Annotated in this window: 23 protein-coding genes; 19 read left to right on the top strand and 4 right to left on the bottom strand. The window is 37.1% G+C overall.

Annotated elements, in window-relative coordinates; translation table 11 throughout:
• Positions 1 to 14: 14 nt before the first annotated feature.
• The 6 genes from ACG72T_RS08350 (at position 15) to ACG72T_RS08325 (ending at position 5,600) form a co-directional block, all read left to right on the top strand.
• On the top strand, positions 15 to 578 hold the full coding sequence (locus tag ACG72T_RS08350; protein ID WP_395265742.1) for a UbiX family flavin prenyltransferase: 564 nt from the start codon (positions 15 to 17) through the stop codon (positions 576 to 578).
• Positions 578 to 985 carry an amino acid decarboxylase gene (locus tag ACG72T_RS08345; RefSeq protein ID WP_395265741.1) on the top strand — a complete coding sequence of 136 codons (408 nt, stop codon included), beginning with the start codon at positions 578 to 580 and terminating at the stop codon, positions 983 to 985. Before ACG72T_RS08350 ends, ACG72T_RS08345 begins: the two co-directional genes overlap by 1 nt.
• Before the next feature lie 233 nt (positions 986 to 1,218).
• Entirely contained in the window at positions 1,219 to 3,192 is a 1,974-nt protein-coding gene (locus tag ACG72T_RS08340; protein ID WP_395265740.1) for a BglG family transcription antiterminator, read from the top strand.
• Entirely contained in the window at positions 3,182 to 3,916 is a 735-nt protein-coding gene (locus ACG72T_RS08335) for a sugar isomerase domain-containing protein (protein ID WP_395265739.1), read from the top strand. Before ACG72T_RS08340 ends, ACG72T_RS08335 begins: the two co-directional genes overlap by 11 nt.
• A 23-nt stretch (positions 3,917 to 3,939) precedes the next feature.
• A complete protein-coding gene (locus ACG72T_RS08330) occupies positions 3,940 to 4,215 on the top strand; it encodes a PTS sugar transporter subunit IIB (protein WP_395265738.1) in 276 nt (91 codons plus the stop codon).
• A gap of 2 nt (positions 4,216 to 4,217) precedes the next feature.
• The gene (locus tag ACG72T_RS08325) at positions 4,218 to 5,600 is read left to right on the top strand and encodes a PTS ascorbate transporter subunit IIC (protein ID WP_395265736.1); all 1,383 of its coding nucleotides are present in this window, start codon (positions 4,218 to 4,220) and stop codon (positions 5,598 to 5,600) included.
• Positions 5,601 to 5,617: 17 nt separating this feature from the next.
• Here the strand turns inward: ACG72T_RS08325 and coaBC are convergent, their stop codons facing one another.
• Complete coding sequence (gene coaBC, locus ACG72T_RS08320; RefSeq protein ID WP_395265735.1) at positions 5,618 to 6,808, bottom strand: bifunctional phosphopantothenoylcysteine decarboxylase/phosphopantothenate--cysteine ligase CoaBC; 1,191 nt, start codon at positions 6,806 to 6,808, stop codon at positions 5,618 to 5,620.
• Between the two features lie 64 nt (positions 6,809 to 6,872).
• On the opposite strand from coaBC, the gene ACG72T_RS08315 reads away from it, so the two are divergent.
• The 4 genes from ACG72T_RS08315 (at position 6,873) to ACG72T_RS08300 (ending at position 11,948) form a co-directional block, all read left to right on the top strand.
• On the top strand, positions 6,873 to 7,061 hold the full coding sequence (locus ACG72T_RS08315; RefSeq protein ID WP_395265734.1) for a hypothetical protein: 189 nt from the start codon (positions 6,873 to 6,875) through the stop codon (positions 7,059 to 7,061).
• A gap of 11 nt (positions 7,062 to 7,072) precedes the next feature.
• Complete coding sequence (locus ACG72T_RS08310; RefSeq protein ID WP_395265733.1) at positions 7,073 to 7,780, top strand: response regulator transcription factor; 708 nt, start codon at positions 7,073 to 7,075, stop codon at positions 7,778 to 7,780.
• Positions 7,761 to 9,101, top strand: coding sequence for a sensor histidine kinase (locus ACG72T_RS08305; protein WP_395265732.1), 1,341 nt, complete (start codon positions 7,761 to 7,763; stop codon positions 9,099 to 9,101). The genes ACG72T_RS08310 and ACG72T_RS08305 overlap by 20 nt, the downstream gene beginning before the upstream one ends.
• Positions 9,102 to 9,317: 216 nt before the next feature.
• A complete protein-coding gene (locus ACG72T_RS08300) occupies positions 9,318 to 11,948 on the top strand; it encodes a glycoside hydrolase family 3 protein (protein WP_395265731.1) in 2,631 nt (876 codons plus the stop codon).
• Positions 11,949 to 12,034: 86 nt separating this feature from the next.
• On the opposite strand, the gene ACG72T_RS08295 is transcribed toward ACG72T_RS08300, so the two are convergent.
• Positions 12,035 to 14,005 (bottom strand): sucrose-specific PTS transporter subunit IIBC, encoded by a 1,971-nt coding sequence (locus ACG72T_RS08295; RefSeq protein WP_395265730.1) that lies wholly within the window; start codon positions 14,003 to 14,005, stop codon positions 12,035 to 12,037.
• 242 nt (positions 14,006 to 14,247) lie between these two features.
• Between ACG72T_RS08295 and ACG72T_RS08290 the strand changes: the two genes are divergently transcribed.
• Genes ACG72T_RS08290 through ACG72T_RS08280 form a run of 3 tightly spaced genes read left to right on the top strand, consistent with a single transcriptional unit; the run spans position 14,248 to position 18,393 of the window.
• On the top strand, positions 14,248 to 15,702 hold the full coding sequence (locus tag ACG72T_RS08290; RefSeq protein ID WP_395265729.1) for a sucrose-6-phosphate hydrolase: 1,455 nt from the start codon (positions 14,248 to 14,250) through the stop codon (positions 15,700 to 15,702).
• 23 nt (positions 15,703 to 15,725) lie between these two features.
• Entirely contained in the window at positions 15,726 to 16,706 is a 981-nt protein-coding gene (locus ACG72T_RS08285; RefSeq protein ID WP_395265728.1) for a LacI family DNA-binding transcriptional regulator, read from the top strand.
• 16 nt (positions 16,707 to 16,722) lie between these two features.
• The gene (locus ACG72T_RS08280) at positions 16,723 to 18,393 is read left to right on the top strand and encodes an alpha-glucosidase (RefSeq protein WP_395265727.1); all 1,671 of its coding nucleotides are present in this window, start codon (positions 16,723 to 16,725) and stop codon (positions 18,391 to 18,393) included.
• An 85-nt stretch (positions 18,394 to 18,478) separates the two neighbouring features.
• Here ACG72T_RS08280 and ACG72T_RS08275 read toward each other — a convergent pair whose 3' ends face one another.
• Positions 18,479 to 19,027, bottom strand: a complete 549-nt coding sequence (locus tag ACG72T_RS08275; protein ID WP_395265726.1) for an NADPH-dependent FMN reductase — start codon at positions 19,025 to 19,027, stop codon at positions 18,479 to 18,481.
• A 309-nt stretch (positions 19,028 to 19,336) separates the two neighbouring features.
• Between ACG72T_RS08275 and ACG72T_RS08270 the strand changes: the two genes are divergently transcribed.
• The 3 genes from ACG72T_RS08270 to ACG72T_RS08260 all read left to right on the top strand — a co-directional run bounded on the left by ACG72T_RS08270 (position 19,337) and on the right by ACG72T_RS08260 (position 22,084).
• Complete coding sequence (locus ACG72T_RS08270) at positions 19,337 to 20,002, top strand: hypothetical protein (RefSeq protein ID WP_395265725.1); 666 nt, start codon at positions 19,337 to 19,339, stop codon at positions 20,000 to 20,002.
• Between the two features lie 107 nt (positions 20,003 to 20,109).
• Positions 20,110 to 21,105, top strand: coding sequence for a zinc-binding alcohol dehydrogenase family protein (locus ACG72T_RS08265; protein WP_395265724.1), 996 nt, complete (start codon positions 20,110 to 20,112; stop codon positions 21,103 to 21,105).
• Between the two features lie 19 nt (positions 21,106 to 21,124).
• Positions 21,125 to 22,084: a 2-hydroxyacid dehydrogenase family protein gene (locus ACG72T_RS08260; protein WP_395265723.1), complete on the top strand. Its 960-nt coding sequence runs from the start codon at positions 21,125 to 21,127 to the stop codon at positions 22,082 to 22,084.
• 75 nt (positions 22,085 to 22,159) lie between these two features.
• Here the strand turns inward: ACG72T_RS08260 and ACG72T_RS08255 are convergent, their stop codons facing one another.
• Complete coding sequence (locus tag ACG72T_RS08255) at positions 22,160 to 22,936, bottom strand: Cof-type HAD-IIB family hydrolase (RefSeq protein ID WP_395265722.1); 777 nt, start codon at positions 22,934 to 22,936, stop codon at positions 22,160 to 22,162.
• A gap of 106 nt (positions 22,937 to 23,042) precedes the next feature.
• On the opposite strand from ACG72T_RS08255, the gene ACG72T_RS08250 reads away from it, so the two are divergent.
• From ACG72T_RS08250 to ACG72T_RS08240, 3 genes are read left to right on the top strand one after another with little or no spacing between them, the layout of a single operon-like run.
• A complete protein-coding gene (locus ACG72T_RS08250; RefSeq protein ID WP_395265721.1) occupies positions 23,043 to 23,792 on the top strand; it encodes a winged helix-turn-helix domain-containing protein in 750 nt (249 codons plus the stop codon).
• Positions 23,792 to 25,282 carry an ATP-binding protein gene (locus ACG72T_RS08245; RefSeq protein WP_395265720.1) on the top strand — a complete coding sequence of 497 codons (1,491 nt, stop codon included), beginning with the start codon at positions 23,792 to 23,794 and terminating at the stop codon, positions 25,280 to 25,282. The genes ACG72T_RS08250 and ACG72T_RS08245 overlap by 1 nt, the downstream gene beginning before the upstream one ends.
• 28 nt (positions 25,283 to 25,310) lie before the next feature.
• Positions 25,311 to 25,931: a GyrI-like domain-containing protein gene (locus tag ACG72T_RS08240; RefSeq protein WP_395265719.1), complete on the top strand. Its 621-nt coding sequence runs from the start codon at positions 25,311 to 25,313 to the stop codon at positions 25,929 to 25,931.
• Positions 25,932 to 26,373 lie beyond the last annotated feature (442 nt).

The following is a 26,373-nucleotide window of genomic DNA, read 5'->3' as shown; positions in this document are numbered from 1 at the left end:
AGGAATAGTCCTCGATGAGAAAAGTAGTTATCGGTGTCACTGGCGCCTCAGGGACAATTTACGCAATTGATCTGATAAAAAAACTCCAAGCTATTTCTGAAGTTGAAACTCATGTCGTTTTCAGTGCTTGGGCAAAGAAAAATTTACAGCTTGAGACCGATGTATCATTAAAAGAAATCAAGGATTCAGTTGATTATTTTTATAGTGACAGTGACCTGGGTGCCAAAATTGCCAGTGGCTCTTTTTTAACCGATGGCATGATTATCGTTCCGGCAAGTATGAAAACAATTGCTAGTATTGCGGTGGGGCTTGGTGATAATTTGATTTCAAGAGCAGCTGATGTAACGTTGAAAGAACAACGTAAGCTAGTTATTGTTCCCAGAGAGACGCCCTTAAATACGATCCATTTGGAAAATATGACAAAGTTGTCGCAGATGGGCGTGCAAATGATTCCTCCTATTCCAGCCTTTTACAATCATCCCCCGACAATTCAAGATTTAATCGATCATCAAACCATGAAAGAGCTAGATGCGTTAGGAATTAAAAATGATATTAGTGGCCGTTGGGAGGGAATTTAATGAAATTTTCAGTCACCCGAGAAAATTATATGATAGAAGCTCAAGTAACAATTATCGGTAAAGATTTATTCATCGCTATAACGGGTGGCGACAACCCACACATTGGAACTGTTACCACCTTAACGAAAAACACCGCTATGCAAACGATACGTTATCCCAGTCATGACGGTCGCCTGCATAAAGATGATGTTCTAGCAATTAGAATAGGTAAGATTATTCAAAATGATTTACCAGGTAGTTGTACGATCACGGCAGGTGTACATGTTAACCATATCTCTCAAAAACAGATTATGGTTTCAGCACTGATGGCTCAAAACCTCGGTGAGCAAATAAAAAAATGGCTCAGAGCGAATGATTTGTCAGTGCCTGAACCAATTTATTATCGAAATTTTGAAAAACCAGTGTAAGTCTTATTATTATTAAGTTAAGGATATAGAAGTTGCTATATGATGTTATTTCTTTTCAAAAAATGATGGCGAGTATAATCTCACCATCATTTTTTGAATACAATTCAATATCTATTATTCTTTCAATTATTTGCTAAAGTGTAAACTATTTCCAATAATTGGAAATAGTTTGTGCTTTTTTGCACAAATAGATGCTGATAAAATAATACTCGAAGGAAAGGGAAAGGAGTTTTATGAATGAAAGAGCAAAGCTATTGTTAGAGATGATTCTTTCACACGATAATATAACACAACAGCAAGCAGCAATTTTTTTAGGCGTGTCTGACAGAACTGTGAGAAATACATTAGATGAAATAGATGAATATTTAATTGCTCATAATCTTAATTCGTTAGAAAAAAATACAAAAACTTTTCTCAGTTATAATGGTGATCACAATTCAATTAGGGCATTAGCGATTGAAGAAAACACTAATAACAATAATTTATTGATAAATCCTGATTATAGAATGGAATTTATTTATTATTCTATCTTAACTAACAAGAGTAGGGTGACAATAGACTTTTTAGAAAAGATTTGTCAAGCCAGTCGAAGTACGATTAATAATGATGTGCGAAGATTAAAAACAGTAATTAGCAAAGAAGGAATCCATTTAGAATTTAGTAAAAAGAAAGGCTTTTTTTTGACCGGTGATGAAAGCGCTATCAGAAATAGGTACATCAACACTTCACGATTTATAAGGCAACGTATACCAATAATATCTCCATTTAGTGAGGTAGAAGAAGAGCTAATTAGATTTTGTTTGGATCAAATTGAACAAAGTTTGCATATCAAGTTTACGTATGAGTCTTTCCTTCAAATATCAGATTATCTGTGTATAAGTATTATCAGATTACTAGAAAGCAACACAATAATTAAGGTTGCAAAGATAGACGATATTGAATTTGATGAGGTTAGAAAGACACTTTCTCTTTTGGAATCTTTTTTCAATATCAGATTTTCTACAATAGAAGTATCTGAGTTATTAAATGCTATAAATCGCTCTCATTTGCTAAAAAATGAATTAATAGATAAGAGACTTAATCTTAAGTTGGATATTTTAGCTGGAAAATTTGTAGATAAAATTACGAAAAAGTTAAAGATAAACTTTTTGGAGGACAGTGATTTTATAAATAATCTCACTCTTCATTTTCAAACAGTTATAAATCAGGTTCCACTTCCGAATAACGACACTATATCGGATGAGATGATGATACAAATTAAATCAAAATATAATGAAGTATTTGATGTAATTTCACAAACGGTTGATTCTATACCCCGTATGTGCAAATTAGGTTTTAATACTGAAGAAAATATTTATCTATTAACAATTCATGTAATTTCGGGAATTGAACGTATTAAATCTTTAACTGAAGCCAAATTGAGAGTTTTATTAGTTTGTCATATGGGAGTTGGGACATCACAATTACTTCAAATTAAATTGTCTAAAATATTTAATTTTAAATGTAAAGTAGCTTCCATTGAGGATATATCAGATGTAAAGAAGATTAATGAAAATTATGACTTGGTATTATCTACCGTCAATTTGCATAACTCAAAAATGAATTATGTAAAAGTTTCGCCGTATATAACTGATAATGAGTTAAAACAATTGTCTGAATTTATAGCAAGCAAAACAAGGGATTTAATGAGAGAAGAATTTAATAAGAGTTATAAGGAGTTGAGGATACCAGTGTTAAAAGAGTTATTAACAGAAAATAATATTCGTGTAAATGTACCCGTAGAAAATTGGGAAGATGCAATTAAGAAGTCTGGCAATATTCTTTTGAATAATGGTTCCATTGAAAATGAATACATAGAAGGAATGATAAATGTTGTAAAGGAATTTGGATCTTACATCGTTATATTACCGGGTATAGCCCTAGCTCATGCAAGTACAAATGATGGTGTAAATAGAATTGGGATGAGCCTAATCACGTTAGAAAATGATGTCAAATTTGGTAATAAAAAAAATGATCCAGTTCACACCGTCATATGCTTAGCAACTATTGACCATGATACTCACTTAAAGGCACTTTCTGAGTTAGTTGCTTTACTTAATGATGATGATTTTAAAATGAAACTAAAGAATAATGAAAAAAAGAAAATCATTAATTCAATTCAAAAAGTAAAAATAGAATCTAATGGAGATAAACAACATGAAAAATAATGAATTGTACGAAATTGTTACAAAACAAATGAAACTTCAGAATATTGAAAATAGAGAACCCATAAATCAAGCTGCTAGTTATTGTGCTGATTCTGTACAAAAAGGGAAGGTCATACATGTTTTTGGAACTGGACATTCTCAAATGTTTGCAATGGAGGTTTTCTATCGTGCAGGTGGATTAGTTCCGGTGAATGCAATGTTGTCACCGCATTATGCACTCCAACCTAAAGCAAAATTGAGTACGCTTCAGGAGAGAATTGAAGGGTTTAGCAACAAATACTTTGATCTAGAAAATCCATCGTCAGATGATACCTTGATTATTATTTCTGTTTCTGGGCGAAACGCTGCCTCAATTGATATGGCTCTTGAAGCAAAACGTATGGGATTGAAAGTTATCGCAGTGACATCTAGAGCGTTTACTGAAGGAGTGTACAGCAGACACTCTTCTGGGAAATTGCTGAAGGATGTTGCAGACGTAGTTGTTGATATAGCATGTGATAAAGGAGATGCAGCATTATCCATTGAAGGGGTTAGCGCCAAGTTTTGTGGAACATCGACAATCTTAGGAATGTTGAATATGGAATCTATTGTAGCTAGAACAATAGAATTACTGTCTGAAAGAGGAGTAAATCCGCCGATTTACGTAAGCTCTAACCTGGATGAAGGTGACAAGATCAATGATAAGTACATTAAAAAATACGGCTCGGTTATTACTAATCTTTGAGAATAAATGGAGGTCATTTAATAATGAAAATTATGACAGTTTGTGGAATGGGTGTAGGAACTAGTTTGATGTTGAAGATGACCGTAGAGTCTGCTCTATCGCAATTAGGCATAATTGCAGATGTTCAACATTGGGATTTAGGAACAGTGGCAGGACAAGAGCATGATTTTATAGTCACTTCAGATGAGTTTAAGGATAACTTTAAAGATAACCCTAATGTTATCTACATCACCAATATCATGGATGTAAATGAAGTTAAGGATAAGTTAAACGATTATTTTGAAAAACAGGGGGTATAAAAATGTTAGATTTTATTCTTCAAATTCTCCAAACTCCTGCAATAATTCTTGGATTGATAGCAATGATAGGCTTATTGTTGCAGAAAAAAAATTTTGGGACAGTTTTTTCAGGTACTGTTAAAACGGCCGTGGGTATGTTAATTGTAAGTGCTGGTTCTGGTTTGATTGTTAGTGAAGTAACTCCATTTTCGACTGTTTTTTCTAAAGTATTTCATCTTAATGGATTTGCAACTAGTTCCGAAGCGGTTGTAGGTGCATTGCAAGCTAATGTTACTCAAATTGCTGCTACCTCAGCATTGATAATGGGGATTGGCTTTTTAGTTAATCTATTAATAGCCAAATTTACTCCTTTGAAGTATATTTTCTTAACAGGTCATATGATGTGGATTTTATCTATAGTTATTTCTTGTGGGTTTATTATGAGTGGCTATAGTAATAATTTAACAATTGTTTTTGGATCATTGATGCAAGGAATGATTACTTCTATTTTGCCTTCAATTGCACAACCAACTGTAAAAAGAGTAACAAAGAATAATATGTTTGCTATGGGGCACTTAACAACTTTGGGTACAGTATCTGCTGGTTACATTGGAGGATTATTAGGAAATAAAAATAATGATGCCGAGAATGTTAAATTACCTTCATATTTAAATTTTTTTAAAGACACAGCAATTTCTGTTTCTATCGTTATGGGATTTTTCTATCTTATCTTATTTATTGCCGCGGGTCCAAGTTCTGTCAAGAATTTGACAGATGGTACTAATTATATTGTATTTGCTATATTGAAGGCGCTTGGATTTACAGCTGGAATTTTAGTATTACTTCAAGGGATTAGACTGTTCCTTGGAGAAATTATTCCAGCTTTCAAAGGGATTTCTGATAAAGTTGTTCCAGGCGCCTTACCGGCACTTGATGTCCCTGTTCTCTTTGGATTTGCTCCAAATGCCCTTATGATAGGTTTCCTATCAGGAATAGTAGGAATGCTAATTGGAATGTTGGTCAGTGGTTTGGTATTTGGTGTTGTTCCACTAATTTCGATTATTGGATCATTTTTTACTGGGGGTGTTGCGGGTATTTTTGGAAATGCTCGTGGTGGTATTCGAGGCGCTACAGTAGCTGGTATCTTTTATGGCTTTATGTTGATTTTCTCATCGGCTTTATTTACGACTCTAATAAACTTAACCTCATATGGAGTAAAAGGTGTAGGTTACGATTGCACGGATGCAGTTGTAGTTGGACTTTTGCTCAAAACACCTATGATTGGTTTGTTAGTCACAATAGTTGTTTTCATTCTAATGTGGGTAATAGAATCAAAACGTGCTAAAAAAGATAAAATCAAATCTAACATAAAGAATGAATCTAATATTGAAACTTCAATGAATTAATTATTTTGCTTGTTTAATTAACGTTTTAGATAAAAGTCCCAGAACTTTTCAGCAACGGCTTCCTTTGACATCAAAGGCCAAGTTTGTGGCTCATGATCATGTTGCAACAATGTTATCCGATTGGTATCAACGTTAAAGCCAGCTCCAATTTGTGCAACATTATTTGCCAAAATCACGTCAGCGTGTTTGCTATTCAATTTCTTTTCAGCGTTAGTGAGTAGATTTTGGGTTTCAGCTGCGAAACCAACCACGAATTGATGAGTTTTGGTTGCAGCAACAGTTTTAAGAATATCAGGATTTTTTGTTAACTTGATGGTGAAGATATCTTCATCATCATTTTTTTTGATCTTTTGATCAGCAACATTGATGGGTTTGAAATCAGCCACAGCAGCGGCCATTACTAAGACGTCAGTGTTATTAAAGACTTGTTTTAACTGTTCCATCATTTCTGAAGCAGTTTGGACTTGAATGATTTTCATTCCTGAAAGAGGTGTTTCAACGGTGGTGATCAAGGTGACCTCGGCACCTAAATCACGAGCAACTTTGGCCATAGCAATTCCCATTTTTCCAGACGAACGGTTACCGATAAAACGGACAGGATCAATGGCTTCTTTGGTGCCACCAGCAGTGACGACCACTTTAACACCAGCCAATTTGCTTGCCAAAAAATTATGTTCAATTTCTGTAACGATATCGTCCAATTCTGGTAAGCGACCTTTGCCGGTCATTCCTTCAGCTAAAAAGCCAGTTGCTGGTTCAACGACTTGCACACCGTGCCGTTTTAGAGTCTGCATATTTGCTTGCACGGCCGGATTATTGTACATATCAGTATTCATAGCTGGAAATACTAATTTTGGAGCTTTGGTGGCTAAAAGACTTGTTGAAACAATATCGTCAGCTAAACCGTTAGCCATTTTCCCAATAACATTTGCAGTCGCGGGAACAACGACCGCTAAGTCAGTCCAGAGTGCCAGCTGAATGTGGGGGATAAAATCATCTGGACTCGTTTGTGGTGTAAAATTATCTGTAATAACTGGTCGGTTCGATAATGTCGCAAAGGTTAATGGTCTGACAAATTTTTGTGCTGCTTCAGTCATGATGACTTGAACTTGAGCTTGTTTTTTGACCAAGCTGCGAACGATATTTAGTGATTTGTAGGCGGCAATTCCACCAGTGACATAAAGTGCGATATGTTTATCCTGTAGCATTTCTTCACCTCAATAACTTAATTACTTTAATTATATGATATTATTCAATCAATAGGAGGCTTCTATGAACATTTATACAGCAGATATAATTCTCTACATACTTTTGATTTCAATTTTCAACAATCCGATTTTGAATGTGATGCAAGCATTTGGATGGAATTTTTTATTCAGTGAAGTCATAATTGGTGTAATTCTATTGATCATCACCATTTTGATTCATAAATTTATTTTTCGAAAAATTTGGAAGAAATAAGTGGAAATATAATGAAGAAAACTATTTTATTAGTTGAAGATGAGGAGAGCTTGATCTCATATTTACAACCGGAATTAGAATTTGAAGATTATCAAGTCTTGACGGCGACCGATGGTGAGATGGGATGGAAGACTTTCCAAGAGTATCAATCTGAAATTGATTTAGTGATTTTAGATTGGATGATTGCTAAGTTAGATGGCCTGGAAGTCTTAAGAAGGATTCGCAAACAGTCAGATAAGCCGGTTATCATGTTGACAGCCCGTGATTATGTCGGTGATAAAGTGGCGGGATTAGACAGTGGTGCCGATGATTACATTACGAAGCCGTTTGAAATTGAAGAATTGTTAGCCCGGATTCGTGTTGTCCTTCGTCACGAAAAGAAATCCAGCGAGAAATTGACTGTCTATCAGATCAAGGACTTGGTACTTGATACTAAGTCTCGTCAAGTTAAGCGAAATGGGAAGATCGTCCAGTTGACTCAACGTGAGTACGAGTTGCTCTTGATTCTCTTAAAGAATATCAATGAAACTTTGACGCGAGATGAGTTGTTGAACGACGTTTGGGGTGTTGATTTTGAAGGACAGCCTAATATTGTCGATGTCTATGTTCGCTATTTGCGTCATAAAATTGACATTGACCCAGAAGATTCAATTATCAAAACAGTTCGTGGCGTCGGTTATACTTTGAGAGATGATGACTATGAAAACGTTGAAAAATAATTCCAATACGGCTCAAATTACCCGTACCTATACGTTATTATTGGCTTTTATCACGATTGCGATGGGCTTATCTTTAGCCATTGGTGTGGGTTATTCGTTAGTTGAATCAAAGATTGAAGATGCTCATGGCTTGATGGATAGTCTGCAACGTTCATTTATCGATGATCGTCCTGATTGGGAACAATGGCGTAGAGACAGTAATATCAATACGAAAGACACAAATGTGAAGGTTTCTTTTACTGAAAATGGTAAAAAACAAGTTTATTATTCATCTGGTACTAAGAAGTTTTTAAAACAAAAAGCCTCGCATGTGCCGTTTAGTTCCCATCTCGAAATTAGAGAAACTTGGCGCCCATATTATCATTTGACGAGTGACGTTAAAGGGATTCACTATCAAATTTGGGTGGGATTTCACAGTGTGACTCATGTTTTTCACGTCATTTTTGATATTTTATTAATTGTGATGATTTTAAGCTTTCTCATCGGTATTTGGTTAATTTCACTTTTGGCAAAAAGGTTGAATCAACCGTTAAAAAACTTGACCGAATCGACTCATCAAATCAATCAGGCTCCGGAAGTATCTTATGATACGCAATTGCCACTTCCTGATAAACCTCAAGAAGTTCAGGATTTGACTAAAGAATTCAATCAACTTTTAGCCCAACTCAATCGTCAAGCTATTCGTGACCGGCAGTTTGTCTCCGATGCTTCGCATGAACTACGGACGCCCATTACTGCCATTAGAGGCCATGTGCAATTTATTCAGCGACATGGTCAAGATCACCCTGAAATTATCGAACGCTCAGTTGGCTTTATTGATAGCGAGTCTAAAAGAATGCAGAAGTTAGTCGAAAGTTTGCTGAAGCTGTCGCGCATGGATCATTTGACAGTTGAACGCAAGCAAGTTCAAGTTGCACCAATGGTTCAAGCGATTGTAGAAACGTATCAGCCTACTATCCCGCAAAAGTTAGTCATCAGTGGTGAAAAGCAATTGTTAGCCACAGTCAATCAAGACAATTTGGAACAGATAATTATCGCACTGTTGAACAATGCTAGTAAGTATTCGCCTGCGGATTCGACAATCACGTTTAAGTTGACTAAGGACAGTCTGGCAGTGATTGATCAAGGGATTGGAATCGCAGCTGATGAGAAGTCAGAGATTTTTGAACGCTTTTATCGAGTTGATAAAGCTAGAACACAAGCAATACCCGGAACGGGATTAGGTTTAGCCATTGTTAAGAAACTGGCTGACTTGAATCAAATTAAGATTACCGTGGTTGATAATCAACCTCAGGGAACCCAATTTATTTTAAAATTCTAATATTTTATCTTTGATATGTTTAGCCTCGCTTAATAACTGATTGCACTGGAGATAATTAGTTATTAAGCGAGGCTTTTTATTAATTATTAAGTAGTTGGAAAAAGTTTTTCAAAAAGTAAATCAATTTGTTGGTTTTTTCTAGCCTCATTACTTCGAGTTTGACAGTAAAAGTGTAGAATTAAGGTAATGACATTTCCACCAAAGGAGAGAGATTAGATGGAAAATGAAATTTCACAACGTGAACTGAAAAATCAAACTTTAGCTCAAGCAGTTGCCCAAGAAGCAATCGTTTTGCTACAAAATAAAAATCAGACTTTACCATTAAAAAATAAAAAAGTTGCCTTATATGGTCATGGTGCCTTTGCGACTGTAAAAGGTGGAACTGGCTCTGGCGATGTCAATCAACGCTTTGTAATAAATATTTTACAAGGGATGGAGGATCAAGGTTTTGAAGTAGTTTCGAAAGCTTGGTTGACCAGATTGCAACGTTACTATCAGCAAAAAAAAGCTGACTATCAGGCCAAATTAAAAGATGATCCTATGGCACTTTTAGCTCCGGCATTTAATTTTTCTGACCCCGAGATTGCAGAATTTGAAGATGCTCCAGTAGGTATTTATGTCGTTTCCCGTAGTTCAGGTGAAAATTATGACCGCCATGATCGCCCTGGAGACTTTCAATTGACTGACAATGAACTATCAAACATCAAGCGGATGAGCGAGTTTTATCGTCAAAGTATTGTGTTATTAAATGTTGGTGGTGTGATCGATACAAGTTTCATTGCACAATGTCCAATGCTCGATAGTGTGCTTCTAGTTTCACAACTGGGGATGATGTCAGGCCAGGCAATCGCTGATATTTTGTTGGGCGTTAAGAGTCCTTCTGGTAAATTGACCGATACGTGGGCTAAAAGTTATCATGACTATCCTAGTTCGGAAAACTTTGGCATGGCCAGTCCTGAATATGTCGAGGGTATTTTTGTCGGCTATCGCTATTTTGATAGTTTTGACGTTAAACCACGATTTGAATTCGGCTTTGGTCTTAGTTATGCCAAATTTTTCTTGAGAACTTCCAAAGTCAATGTGAACGAAAAGCGGATTCGATTGCTGGTCAATGTTGACAATACCAGTGAGGACTTTTCTGGCAAAGAAACGGTGCAGGTTTACGTCTCGAAACCACAAACTGATATCCCAGTCGCTTACCAAGATCTAGTTGCTTATGAGAAGACCACAAATTTAAGACCTCAGGCGCAACAAAATATTGAATTTGAGATTCCCATCGAGTCTTTAAAAGTTTTTGATTCCGAGTTGTCAGCGGAAGTTTTAGTTCCGGGTACGTACCTAGTCAGAGTTGGAAATAGTTCGCGAAATACCAAAGTTGTCGCTAGTTTTAAATTGGATGAAAAAGTTATTTTAAGACGTCTCAGCGATGCAATGAAACCAAGAATTGATCCCACTACACTACTTCGGGCTAAGGTGAAAGTTCAACGTGTCAGTGATGTTCCATTTTTTATTCTCAAGTCAGCCAGTTTCCCTGAACCTGATTTTGTTCAATATCAGGAAAAATCAGATGTAACAACCTTTATTGCTAATCGGGAACAATTGCCTGGCAAAGGATTAGACCAAGTCATCGAGGAAGTTCGCAATGCCAGCGGCAAAACGCTTAAAGATGTAGCCAGTGGTGAAGTGGAATTGGCGGAATTTATTGCTAGTTTGACTGATCCTGAATTAGTCGATTTGGTTGAAGGTCAAATGGCCGAAAATAAAGCAGATATCGTCGGGATTGCTTCAGATTTAGTACCTGGTGCGGCTGGACAAACTGGAGAAATTGCTGAAAAAGAAATCCCTTCAGTCGTGATGGCAGATGGTCCAGCTGGAATCAGAGTTGAACCAGTCTTTGAGAGAAATCAACAGACAATTACCCATTATGCGACGGCTTGGCCAATTGGAACAGCTTTAGCACAAACTTGGAATAAAGATTTGGTTGAAAGTGTCGGGTTTGCGGTAGGTATCGAAATGAAGGAATTTGGTGTCAATCTCTGGTTAGCTCCAGGGATGAATATTCATCGTAATCCGCTAGGTGGTCGTAACTTTGAATATTTTGCCGAAGATCCATATTTGTCAGGTACAATGGCTGGCTATGAAACGAAAGGCGTCCAAAGTCATGAACATTTGGGTGTGACTTTGAAGCACTTTCTAGGTAACAATCAAGAAAGTCATCGAAATTTTGGTAATAGTGTCATTGGTGAGCAAGCTCTACGAGAAATTTATCTCCGTAACTTTGAAATTGCGTTAGAAATTGCTCAACCATTGGCGATTATGACAGCTTATAATAGGGTTAATGGTACATATTCTGGAGCAAACTTTGCCTTATTGACGAATGTGTTGCGGGATGAGTGGCATTACCAAGGTACAGTCATGACTGATTGGTTCAGTTCAGCCGATCCCAAAAAGAGTATGCATGCCGGAAATGATTTAATTATGCCTGGTAATTCAAAGAATGAACTCCTAGGTGCTGTCAGTGATTTAGGGCCAAGTATTGATCAAAATGACCGTCTTCAAATCAAACATGACTATGATCTGTTGAAAAAGGAATTTAAGGATACCGAGTTGTGGAATGATTTTGAAATTGATGCAGATGATGAGGTCATTGTTAGATTACGAATCGATCCTGATTCACCTCTAAGAGAACGAGTTAAATCATGGGTTTATGGCGGTTTTGCTCAGATTATTGATGAGAATCATCTCCTGTTGACCGGTAAGTGGAAAGATAACAATGATTTATACTTGGGCGATCTACAGAAGTCAGCCATTAATGTGTTGAAATTAGTTCTGAAATTAAAAATGTAATTTTTTATCATAAATGAAACAAACACCCTCAGGTCAAAATCTGAGGGTGTTTATTTTGGGTGTTAAAAATTATTTTTACAGAAAAATTAGTTGAGTGGAGAAATAGTTGCGGTTGCCGTTGTATTATCAGCAGCGGGTTCGGTTAAGGCAACAATTTTGTCGCCAGCTTTGATATTAGTAGCTTTTAGCCGCTCAACATTTGCATAGTCAGCTGTATTAGTAATAACTAGCATGACAGAAGGATCGTAGCCATTCTTTTTCAATTCTTGAATGTCAAAGGTTCCTAGCAGGTCACCCTTTTTGACGTGGTCGCCTTTTTTCACATTAGTTGTAAAGTACTGACCATTTAAGTTAACCGTATCGATTCCTAAGTGAATTAGAACTTCTGCACCGTCATCAGTTTTTATACCATAAGCGTGTTTACTGTCATAAGTAACAGTAATTTCACCGTCAGCGGGAGCAACTACTTGGTTATCATCTGGAATAAAGGCAGCACCTTTACCCATGATTTCGGCGGAAAAGACTTTATCGTTAACCTCTTTAAGACTTTCACTGACACCACTAACTGGGGCAGCAATTACTTCATCGCTGACTAAAATAGGTTTAGCAGTTTTAATTTCTGGAGCAGGTTCATCGACATTGTTGCCGATAGTTTTTTTGGCGTAGATAAAAGTTGGTACAAAAGCTACAACGAACGAAATCAAGGCACTGAGCATGAAAGCTGGAATTGACTTAGAAGCGATCGAGATAAATCCAATGACTGAAGCAGGTCCCATCGCAACAGATAAGACATGGAATAGTCCTAAGAAAGAACTAGCTATCCCTGAAGCAATAGCCGCAAAAGCGAAAGGATATTTCATTTTTAAGTTGACACCGAAAATGGCAGGTTCAGTAATACCTAGTAGGGCAGAAATACCAGCGGAAGAAGTTAGTGCTTTTTGTTTGGCACTCTTTGTCGCAAAGAAAATAGCTAAGGTAGCAGCACCTTGTCCGATGTTAGCCATTGAAGCGACAGGGAAGATGAATGAACCACCAGTTTTAGCGACGTTTGCTAAAAGTTGGGTTTCGATAGCAGGGAAAGTTTGGTGTAAACCAGTAATAACAATAGCTGAATAAAATAATCCAAAGATTCCCATTCCGATCCAGCCGGTCGTATTGTAAAGACCAACTAGTCCATTTGTCAAAGCATCACTGACAGATCTAAGTACTGGTCCAACGATGGTGAAAGTTAGAAAACCGGTAATGACGATGGCAAACATTGGTGTGAAGGTAAAGTCAAACGCACCTTTGATGTGTTTATGGAAGAATTTCTCTAGGTTAGCTAGGATGAAGGCCACTGCTAGAACAGGGATAACTTGACCTTGATAACCAGCTTGGGCAACTTTGAGGCCAAAGATGTTCCAGTAAGGCATTTTGCCAGCTGCCATTGTCGCAGCAACATCGTAACCATTTACTAATGATGGCAGAACCATGACCATACCCATGGCAGCACCGAGGTATGGATTGCCGCCGAATCGTTTGGTTGCAGAAAATCCTAAGAGAATTGGTAAAAAGGTAAATGGAGCACTGGCCATGGCATTGATCATTTCAGCCACGCCCTTCAAGCCTGGATAAACTTCAACAACTGATTTAGCCATGAAGAGGTGTTCAGCTGTCAAAACATTGTTCAAGGCCATCAAAAGACCACCAGCAACTAGTGCGGGGATAATTGGAATAAAAATATCAGAAAGAACTTTCAAGAAGTCCATTAGAGGATTCTTTCTCTTACCAGCACTGGCTACAGCTTTGATATCGTCAGGAGTAGCTTCTTTAAGGCCAGTTTGAGCAATCAAAGCATCATAAACTTTGTCGACATCACCAGGGCCAATAATAATTTGATATTGACCGTTAGTCTCGAAGGTTCCTTTTACATCGGGATCATTATCAAGTGCAGCTTGATCGATCTTTGATTCATCTTTGATTACTAATCTTAGACGAGTGGCACAATGTGCTGCAGCTTGGATGTTGTTTGACCCGACATCAGCAAGTACACGCTTAGCAACTTCTTTGTGGTTCATAATATCACTCCTCAAAATAATTAATTGAAAACGCTTCCGGCACAATCATAATAACAAGTTTAAAATATTTGTCAAGCGTTCGTCAAAAAATATTTTGAAAGATATGTCAACTAAAACAGAGATTGTAAGCTAGTGGCAAATTGAATTGACATAAAATTAAAATAAATTGTCATACGTTTGACAATTATATGTAAGCGGTTTTATAATATACTTAACAAGTTAAAGAACAAAGAGGATCGAACATGATTTGGACGAGAGAAAAAAGATATGCACCATATGCAAATTGGTCCCAGGAGCAATTACAGGACTTAGAACAACAAGTAAGTACATCTAAGTGGAGGATGAATCATCACATTCACCCTAAGTCAGGATTATTGAACGATCCTAACGGTTTTTCTTACTTTAATGGTCAGTGGCACTTGTTTTATCAAACATATCCGTTTGGAGCGGTTCATGGTTTGAAGTCTTGGGTTCATTTGACTTCAAAGGATTTAGTTCACTGGCAAGATCATGGCCTGGCAATTGAACCTGATTCGAAATTCGACTCTCATGGTGCCTATACTGGTACGGCTTTACCTATTGATCAACGCTTATTCATCATGTACACCGGTAATGTTCGGACAAAAGATTGGCAAAGACAGTCCTATCAGATTGGGGCTTGGATGGATGCCAACAATCAAGTGACTAAGTTAGAGCAACCTTTGTTGACCAACGCCCCTAAAGGTTATACGACTTCGATTCGTGACCCTTATTTGATTAAAAAAGACGATCAATATTTTGCAATTATCGGTGCTCAGACTGATCAAGAAAGAGGAGCAGCCTTAGTTTATCAATCTAATGACCTCAAAACCTGGAACTTTGTTGGTCCATTAAACATTCCCACTAAAAAAACAGGCTATATGGTGGAATGTCCCAATCTGATCTTTGTTTCCAATCGTCCCGTCTTTTTATATTGTCCTCAAGGATTACCGAAATCAGTCTTTGATTACAAGAATATCTATCCAAATTTATATATGATTGGTGATCAAGTCGATTTGAAGACGGCCCAGTGGTCGGGAAGCACAAAATTGTATCAATTAGATGATGGCTTTGACGTCTATGCAACTCAAGCCATCAACGCACCTGATGGAAGAGCCTTGGAAATCAGTTGGATCGGTTTACCAGAAATAGATTATCCTACTGACACCCAAAATTGGGCTCACTGTTTAAGCGTGGTAAAAGAATTAAGTTTAAAAGATGATCATTTGTATCAAAATCCCGTCGCCGAAATGAAATCACTTCGTAAAACTAGTTACTTGATTGATAAGCAAACCGAAGAAATCAATTTATCTAAGACAGGCAGCTTTGAGATTGAATTGACCATTCCTAAGGATAGTCAATTAACACTTTCTATCAGTAATCAGCAACAGCATGGCAGTTTAAAATTTTTCTTGGACGCCGATCAAGGTACAGTTACCGTTGACCGACAAAATACAGGGCGGGCTTTTGGAGAAAAATATGGCCAGCAACGCAAGAGCCAAGTAGCAGCACATCAAACTCTCAAGATCAGACTGATCATAGATGTGTCGGTCTTTGAATGCTATATTAATGATGGATACTCAGTCATTACCGGGAGATTCTTTTTAGATGACCGACCTGATAAGATCAGCTTACAAGGTCAGCCAAAACAAGTCAGTGGTAAAGTCTGGGAATGGTAAAAGTTAATTATTGAGGTAGACCAATGAAACCAAAATTAGAAGATGTGGCTAAGTTAGCCAACGTTTCACCCACAACAGTTTCGCGCGTGATCAACAACCATGAACATTTAAGTCAGAAGACCAAGGATAAAGTATATTCAGCAATGAAAGAGCTAAATTATCAACCAAATAATTTGGCTCGCTCCTTACAAGGTAAAAATACGAAATTGATTGGAGTTATTTTCTCTGATATTAAAAATCCTTTTTTCGGTGAGTTAGTTTCAAGAATTGAAAAGATTTTATCGACTAAAGATTACAAGATGATTTTATGCAATAGTGCTGATGATCCTGAAAAGGAGCGGGCTTATTTGTGGATGTTGATGGCCAATCAAGTTGATGGAATTATCGCTGGTGCCCATAATTTGGGAATTGAAGAGTATCAACAGTCAGGTTTGCCAATTCTTTCCTTCGACCGCTATTTATCTGACAATATTCCCATCGTCAGTTCTGATAATTACCAAGGTGGGACTTTAGCAGCCCAAGCTCTATATCAAGCTGGAGCTCGAAAAATCGCCATCTTTTCTGGGAAAAATCATCAGGATTCTCCAACGAATGGTCGTTTATTAGGTTATCAAGCTTATTTGCAAAAGCAGGGCTTGCCAACGCATATTCACGAATTGCCTTTTGAGTTATCGCCCAATATGAAGAGTATGGAAATCAAAGCCATCTTAAATAAAATTGATTATGATGGTATTTTTTGTACCGACGACTTGACCGCCACGATGACGATCAATTTGGTTCGAAAATTAGGGAAACAAGTCCCTCAAGATTTGAAAGTGGTCGGTTATGATGGTACCGGTTTGATTCAAGATTATTTTCCCGATTTAACTACGATTGGACAGCCGCTTGCTGATATAAGCTCGCTATTGGTCTCGTTATTGTTACAAAGAATTGAAGATCCCGATTGTACATTAGAAAAAGAATATATCTTGCCGGTTAAATTGATTAAAGGAATTACAGCTTAAGGAAAGGGATTTTATCATGGATTCAGCAGCAATCGAGTGGTGGCAAAAAGCGGTAGTATATCAAATATATCCACGTAGTTTTCAAGATACTAATAACGATGGCGTCGGTGATATTAAAGGAATTATTGAACATCTAACTTATTTGAAACAATTGGGAGTCGATGTTTTATGGTTAAACCCAATTTATAAGTCGCCTAATGATGACAATGGTTATGATATTAGTGATTATCAAGCAATTGCCAGTGATTTTGGTACGATGGACGAGTTTGATGAATTACTGAAAAAAGCCCATCAAATTGGTTTGAAGATCATTATGGATCTTGTCGTAAATCATACTTCCGATGAACACCCTTGGTTTAAGGCTAGTAAAGCTAGTTTGGACAACCAATATCGTGATTTCTATTTTTGGAGAAGCGGTAAAGATGGTAACCCACCTAACAATTGGGATTCAGCCTTTGGTGGGACAGCTTGGAAATTTGATCCGACGACGAAACAATATTACTTGCACACCTTTTCCACAAAACAGCCTGACTTGAATTGGGAGAATCCCCAGATGCGGCAAAAAATTTATCAGATGATGAATTGGTGGTTGGATAAAGGAATTGATGGTTTTCGTATGGATGTTATTAATCAAATTTCTAAACGTCCCGGATTACCAGATGGTCCACTGAAGCCACACAGTAAATATGGGGATGCGCGAGTTACTAATGGTCCCAAAGTACATGAATATTTACAAGAGATGAACCGAAAAGTCTTGTCTCGCCCAAATATTATGACTGTAGGTGAGACCCATGGGATTACACCTCAAGACGGTTTGAAATACGCCGGTTTTGACCGCCATGAATTAAATATGGTATTTGAGTTTCAACATTTACGTTTAGATAATAGTCAGCATGGCTTTGGTAAATGGAGTACCCGTCGGGTTCCCTTAGTAGAATTGAAGCAAGTTTTTAATAAGTGGCAAGTTGAATTGCATGGTAAAGCTTGGAATAGTCTTTTTTGGAACAATCATGATACACCACGTGTCGTTTCCAGATTTGGCAATGACAGTCCACAATATCGAGAACTATCTGCTAAAATGTTGGCAACTTGTTTACATTTAATGCAAGGAACTCCCTTTATTTATCAAGGTGAAGAGTTAGGAATGACTAATGCCCATTTTCAGAAACTGAGTGATTATCGGGATATTGAAACCTTAAATGCTTATCAAGACAACGTTGTTCGTGATAATTTATTGGAACAATCCGATATGATGGCACGTATCCAAGCTAACTCGCGTGACAATTCCCGAACGCCAATGCAATGGAATGGAAAGAAAAATGCTGGCTTTTCACAAGTTGATCCGTGGATTGACGTTAATTCCAACTATCAACAGATCAATGTTGAAAAAGCTTTAGCAGATCGAAATTCGGTTTGGTACTATTATCAGAAATTGATTGAATTGAGACATGATTTTCCAATCGTTACACTAGGTGACTTTCATTTGTTACTGGCAGACGATCCTAATCTTTTTGTTTATCAACGAAATTGGCAAGGAAAAACTTGGTTAGTTATTTGTAACTTTACTGAAAAGACGCTGACTACTTCCTTGAAAATTTCTGAACAGTCAAAAACGATCATCAGTAATTATGCTGATGACCGAGGTAATGTGCTTCGTCCTTATGAAGCTAAAGTTTATCAGGTTTAAAAAATCCCAATTTAATCTAAAAAACGCTCGCTGATTCTAAATTCTAAAATCAGCGGGCGTTTTTTTCAGTGCAAATATTTAATTATTAATAACGATTCAACAAGTCAACATAGGCGTCGACAATACTTTGTAAGAAACCAACAGTACCTTCTGCAACATTGCCGTTCTCATCCAAGACATTTGTAACATTACCAATGTATGCTTCTGGTTGTTGTAAGGTAGGCATGTTCAAGAAGACTAATGATTGACGAAGAGCATGGTTAGCACCAAATCCACTGATGGCACCAGGTGAAACGCTGACAATAGCAGCAGGTTTTTTATCCCAAGCACTTTGGCCATAAGGACGTGAACCAACATCGATTGCGTTTTTCAAACCACCAGGGATTGAACGGTTGTATTCAGGTGTTACGAATAAAACTCCGTCAGCTGCTTTGATTTGATTTCTGAATTCAGTATATTCTGCTGGTACACTTTCAGGTGTATCGATATCCTCGCTATAAAGAGGCAAATTACCAATTTCAACGAAATTTACTTCATAATCGCTAGGGAATAACTTCATCATATTCTTAGCAATTTGTCTTGAAAATGATCCTTTTCTAAGACTACCAACTAGTACGGCTACTTTTTTTGACATTTAAAAATTCCTCCAAATCTTTCGATGATTCTAAATTAGCACAAAACATTTTATACACCAAATATTTGTTCTCGCAAACAAATATTTTTCATGAGAGCGAATTCAACAATTTTGTGCAAATCAACATAAAATTTGTGCATTGACGGTTTTGCTCATATTGTGAAAGTATAATTATAGTTAATTGACAAAAGTTACAGAAGTATTACAAATAAAGTCTCTATCCGAATTTTCTTATTGTTCATGTAATCTGTTTGTTATATTCATCTTGTATAGTGTCATCTGGTAAACATACAACCGGGGAGAGATTAGTTGCTAAAGCAAATTAAATTAGATGCATTACTTATCATTGGTTTGATAATTACAGGGGGAATGGGATATACAGTTGCCTATGCTTCAGATTCATCAGCACAACAAGTAAGTAATACAACAGATTTTCAAAAGACATTATCTAACTTAGAATCGAATAATTTAGATAGTGGCGATGCTTATACACTAAACAAAAAAGTATCGTTATCAGACAGTAAGGAATTTATGCCTGGTATCAGTCACAGTGAAAAGGACCCAAATATGGAGGATGTGACTTCAGAAACTCCAGAAGTTGATCACGCTCCAGTCCAAGATTCACAACCTGAACAAATTGAAGCTTCACAGCAAGCTATTACACAAGCTGCTGCCGAACCACCAGTTGAAATGCAATCAACAGGTAAAAATGTTGGGACATTTAAAATCAGTTTTTATGATCCAGCTGTTTTAGGATCAGATATGGGTTATTCAGGAGTTGCCACAAATTTAAGTGTTATTCCACGTGGGTCACGTTTAAAGATCACTACAGCTCAAGGAGATGTCTATTATCGAACAGTTAACGATACAGGGACATTTGCCTATGACAATCCATACCAAATCGACATGGCAATGCCAAATAGTATGATTCCTTCATATGGAATTACTAGCGCCACTGTTGAGATTTTAGGTTAATACATTCGAATAGTTTTCACTGACTTCTATATTGATAGAAGTCTTTTTTTTTAAGTTTGAAATGATTGTTGTAGAATAAAATTAAATTGAAAAAAGAAGGGTATAAAATGAAGGCATTTGGTGTTACGAACAGGCAACTCGACAGTTTTCAACAATTTGACAAAGAAAAAGAACTTCCTACAAAGCGTGATCTGTTAGTTAAAATTGAAGGTATTTCAGTTAATCCGGTTGATGTTGCTACCCGTAAGGGCATTGCAGAGGAATTAAGCAGACCCAAAGTTTTAGGATATGACGGTTACGGAGTGGTCGATGCAGTTGGACCAGAAGTAAAGAACTTTCAAGTTGGTGAAAAAGTTTTCTTTGCTGGAGATTATACTCGAGATGGTTCAAACCAAGAATATGAATTGATCGATGAAAGAATCGTAGCTCATGCTCCAAAGAAAACTTCATTAGAGCAAAGTGTCGCCATGCCATTGGTTACTTTGACGGCTAGTGAATTATTATTTGAAAAATTAGCAATCAATCCGGCCAAAGACAATCGTAATCAGACCATTTTAATTATCAATGGAGCTGGGGGTGTTGGTTCAATCGCAACCCAATTAGCCCATTTGGCGGGTCTGAGAGTAATTGCGACTGCCTCAACTGCTGAAAAAGTGAACTGGGTAAAAGGTTTGGGAGCGGATTATGTCGTCAATCATCACCATGATCTCATTAAACAAGTGCATGATTTAGGAATTAACAATGTGGACTATATTATTGGTCTCAGTGATAATGATCCCCATTGGCCAGAAATTGTCGAATTGATCAAACCGTTTGGAACTTTCGCTACAATTACTAATTTACGTACATCTCAAATCGGTGATTTAAAACAGAAGTCAGTCAATTTTGTTTGGGAATGGATGTTCACCAAAGCTAAATATGGTTTGGACTCAATGGCCGATCAGGGGGCTTACTTAGAGAAGCTAGCTGATGGTTTGGATAGTGGCATGATCAAGTCCACCGTTACTAAGGTCTTTGAAGGCTTTACAATCGCTAATCTTAAGCAGGCAACGGAATTGGTGGAAGCTGGTCATATGATGGGAAAAGTTGTTATTAAAGCTTAATTGAATCGAGGCGTTTGAAATGAAGAATGTTTTAATTACTGCAAAGATTCCCCAGGCGGCAATTCAAATTTTGCAACAAGCAGGGCTCAATGTTGTCAGTTATAGTGGAGAAGATTTGATCACCAAAGCAGAACTATTAAAGTTGATTGTTGATAAGGATTATTTGATTACTCCTTTGTCTACGCAAGTTGATCAAGAGGTAATCGATGCTGATCCTAAATTACAATTTATTGCCAATTTTGGTGCCGGGTTTAATAATATCGACGTGAAGTATGCTCGTCAAAAGGGAATTCCCGTGACTAATACGCCAAAAGTTTCAACAGTTTCCACTGCTGAAGTCACGACTGGTTTGATTATTTCCCTGACTCATCGAATTGTCGAAGGTGATCAATTGATGCGTTCTACAGGCTTTTCAGGCTGGGCACCACTATTCTTCTTAGGTCATGAGTTAGCCCGCAAGACGTTAGGCATTTTGGGAATGGGACAAATTGGTCAAGCGGTAGCTAAGAGAATGGCAGCCTTTGATATGAAAATCATTTATACTCAGCGTCATCAATTAGCCCCAGAAATTGAAAAAGCGTTGAATGCTCGATTTGTTTCGATGACAGATTTGATTTCACAAAGTGATGTCTTAACTTTGCACGCACCATTGACTCCGGAAACTCACCATATTTTAGGAGCTGAACAATTTTCCCAGATGAAAAATTCAGCTTATCTGATCAATGCTTCACGAGGACCTGTGATTGATGAAAAAGCACTCTTGGCGGCCTTACAAAATCATCAGTTAGCTGGAGCAGCATTAGATGTGTATGAGCAGGAACCAGCAGTCGCAACCGGTTTTAAAGAATTAAAGAATGTAATTTTAACACCTCATATCGGTAACGCCACAGTTGAGGCTCGGGATGCGATGGCTAAAATTGTGGCTGACAATACGGTGTTGGTCGCACAAGGCAAAGCTCCGCAATATATTGTGAACTAAGAATTTTGAATATAATAAATACCAAAAAAAAACGTAATTTCTAATCGATAGTGACTAGAAATTACGTTTTTTGAATTAAATCAAATTAAAATGTTTCAAACCGTTAACAATACCACCGTTAACGTTTTCAGTGGTAATATAAGTAGCAGCCTCTTTAACTGAATCTATACCATTGCCCATTGCAACACTGTAATCGGCAAATTTGATCATTGGTAAGTCGTTTGTTCCATCGCCAAAAGCATAGGTTGGTTTATCTTCTAAGCCTAAATCTTTCAAGAGGTGCTTAATGCCACTCATCTTGGAAACGCCTTTTGCTACAGTATCAACCGAATAATAGCCAGTATTGTAAAACTGCAATTCAGGGAATTTAGCTTGATAGTCTGCACCATCGTCAGGAGTCAAGATGACAAACATCGGAATGTCATCTTTCTTATAGAAATCAGGATCTATTTCTGGGACTTCTAATTTGAGAGTGTGAAAAAACTCGTCGATAAAGGGAGTTTCATTACTTAGAAAATTACGTTCCGGTGTATGCATAAACAATGAATCGCCTAAATCATTGGCCATATCACTAACTTTTTTAATCAAATCTGGTTTAAGATTATTTTGATAAATAATTTTATCTTGTGATTGGACAAATGCGCCATTTAAAGTAATATAAGTATCGATACCGGTTGTACTTGTGACAGCGTCAATTTCGATTGGTGCCCGACCAGTACAGATGACAGGTAGATAATTATTAGCTTCAAGTGTTTTAACTGCTGAAGCCACTGAATCATCGACTTGAGATTCCGCATTCAAGAGGGTTCCATCTAGGTCAAAGAAGACAGTGCCACGATAATTTTTTTGCAAAAGATCACCAACTTAACTTTATTTTGTATACTATATGGTAACAATTATTTCGTTAACGAGGTAGTCATAACCACAAATTCTTTATTATAAATTTGGAGTGATATTAATGAAAATCTTAATGATTGAGGACAATAAATCTGTTTCGGAAATGATGGGGATGTTTTTTCAAAAAGAAAAATGGGAAGCAAGTTTTGCTTATGACGGTAATGAAGCGGTAGAAATGTTTAATGAAGATCCCAACAAATGGGATATGATCACTTTGGATCTGAACTTACCCGGCAAAGATGGCATGGAAGTAGCCAAAGAGATCCGTAAAGTTTCAAAAACTGTTCCTATTATAATGTTAACTGCCCGAGATACGGAAAGTGACCAAGTGCTTGGTTTGGAGTTTGGTGCAGACGACTATGTTACAAAGCCTTTCAGTCCTATCACGTTGATTGCTCGAATGAAAGCAATCCACAGACGTGATGAAAATTTAGCCGAAAAATTAGCTGAAAGTACGCCAGTTGTTGCCGAAGTTGAGGAAGCTGACGATGGCTTCGACATCAATACCGGCTTCTTTAAGTTGAACTCAAGCACTCGTGAAGCCTATTTAGATGGTAAGGAAATTCCTGATTTAACACCTAAGGAATTTGACCTCTTAAAGACTTTAGCAAGTAAGCCTAAGCAAGTTTTCTCACGTGAACAATTACTTGAACAAGTTTGGGATTACGACTACTTTGGTGAAGAAAGAACGGTTGATGCACATATCAAAAAACTTCGTCAAAAGATCGAAAAAGTTGGACCACAAGTTATTGAAACTGTTTGGGGCGTCGGTTACAAATTTGATGATTCAGGAGCAAAAGCTAAAGCCTAATGAAATTAATTTATCAAAATATGCTGAGTTTTTTGATCGTTATTCTGACGACACTTGGGATTATTTTGTATTCAGTAACTAGTGCCTCAACTAGTTGGGAATATAATCGTACCTATAAAAGTTTGGAAAGTTATGCTGGGAATCTCGAGAAAATTGCCTTGAAGACCGATCCCAAAACGGGACAGATTCACAATATTACCGGTGATAATATTCGGACTGTGGAGCAAGTTTTATCGGAGCGTAACGTCCAATTTGCGATTTTTGATTACAATAATAATCAAGTTTATCCAACACCACCAACGAATGTTAAGTTGCATTTGAAGCAGTCGTATTGGAATAAATTGAAGCAAGGTAAAACAATCCGTAACGTTCAGAAACCGCAGAATACCTCTGGCAATCCACGGTTGCGAAAAGATGATAATCGCAGTTATGTATATGTGCTAACGCCTTGGTTCCAAAATGGAAAAATGATTGCTGCAGTTTGGGCTGGTTCAGATGTTTCAGAATTGCAATCAAATATCGGTGAGATTAATCGACGCTTATACTTTGCTTTATTGATTTCACTGTTGGCAGCAGTTATTTTGAGTTTCTTACTCTCAAGATACCAAGTCAATCGAATCAATCGTTTACGAGGAGCCACTAAAAGGGTTGCTAATAATGACTTTTCAGTCCATATCGAAAGTAAAGGCCGGGATGAATTGGATGATCTGGCAGATGATTTCAACCAAATGGTTAAATCATTGGAAGCTTCAGATACAGAAATCAAACGTCAAGAACAACGCCGAAAGGAATTTATGGCCGATGCTTCACATGAAATGAGAACACCTTTGACAACCATCAATGGTCTTTTGGAAGGATTAGCCTATGATGCGATTCCTGAGGAGTCCAAAGGTCAAAGTATTCAATTGATGCGCAACGAAACTAAGCGTTTGATTCGATTAGTTAATGAGAATCTTGATTATGAAAAAATCAGAACTAACCAGATTACGATGGCTAAACGAATTTTTGATGCTAATAAGCCTTTGCATGATATCACCTCACAATTAGAGAAGAAAGCTAAGTCGTCAGGTGATGAATTGATTTTGAAACCATATGATGGTGAATTGAAGACTTATGCTGACTACGATCGGTTTGTTCAAGTCATGTTCAATATTATGCAAAATGCTATTCAATTTACTAATGATGGTAAGATTTTTATTAGTGGTATGCGTAATGAAGAACGCCACGCCGCCGTCTTTACAGTTTCAGATACTGGTATTGGAATGTCAGAAAACCAAGTGAAGAATATCTGGGATCGTTATTATAAAGCCGATCCTTCACGAAAGAATCGTAAGTATGGTGAGTCCGGTCTAGGTCTATCAATCGTTCACCAGTTGGTAGAAAATCATGGTGGTGAAATTGAAGTTAAGAGTAAGCTCAACGAAGGAACTACTTTCATCGTGACACTATTCGACGAAGGTTATGAACATAAACCAGAAGAAGAAAAATAACTTGTTTTCTCATTGAGGAGGAAAATTGATGAAGTATGAATGGCGCAAGCAAGACGTTGGTTATGCAACCAAGCAAAAACCAGTCATTTTAACAATCCCTAAACAGAAATATCTTTCTTTGCACGGAGTCGGCAACCCTAATCAGGAGCCATTCCAGCAAAAAGTACAAACGTTATATCCAGCAGCGTATGGTATCAAAGCAGCTTATCGAAAATTCTGTCAAGGTAAGGCAGTGGAGTACGATGATTATGTCGTCTTTCCTTTAGAAGGAGTCTGGTCACTGACTAAAAAAGGTCAACAGTTGGATCATCTCGACAAAGATGAATTCGTTTACGATATTATGATCCGGATTCCAGATTTTGTCCCTGATGAATTGATTCAGCCGACTTTAACAGCGGTCAAAGAAAAGAAGAATATGCCCGAAATCGATCAAATCGAGATCAAGGAATTTCCAGCAATGGAAGTTGGACAAGTTTTACATCATGGTAAATATGATGACGAACCAGCTTCTTTTAAAAAGATCGACCAATTCGTGGCTGAAAATGGGAAGAGCCGAGCTACTAAAATTCATCGAGAAATCTATTTATCTGATGCTCGACGTGTGGCACCAGATAATCTCAAGACAATTTTGAGATACCAAATTAAATAATTATCAACAAAAGAGAGGAGTCAGAGACATAACTCCTATTTTTCAAGTAAAGAAGCAATTGCTAATTCCAAATCATGGAATTAGCAATTGCTTCTTTTTAGTTTCATTGTGATGATCTAATAATTTGGTAATTTTTTTTAATGTTAATGGCAATTAGAACTAATCTAATCAGTTTTAACTGATTGAGAGGATAGACAGATGTTTTTATATTTAAAATGATCTAATAATTTAAGATTTCTTTTGATTATTATCATTAATGATAAAGTTTTTATTATTTTAGATTATATGATCAAGTTGGGGAACGACTTGTTGTTAGAAAAATATTCTGAGGACTTGGTACGGAATTAAGTTGTATTTGACTAAATCTATTTATTTCTACGATAAAAAGGGGGAGCTTTACATTTAAAAGGAATGTTCGCTTTTTTAGAAAGGTGGTTCACTA

Origin of the sequence: Companilactobacillus sp. FL22-1, from assembly GCF_043951805.1 — a bacterium.
Taxonomy (GTDB): Bacteria; Bacillota; Bacilli; order Lactobacillales; family Lactobacillaceae; genus Companilactobacillus.
This window is presented reverse-complemented; position numbering and strand designations above follow the sequence as displayed.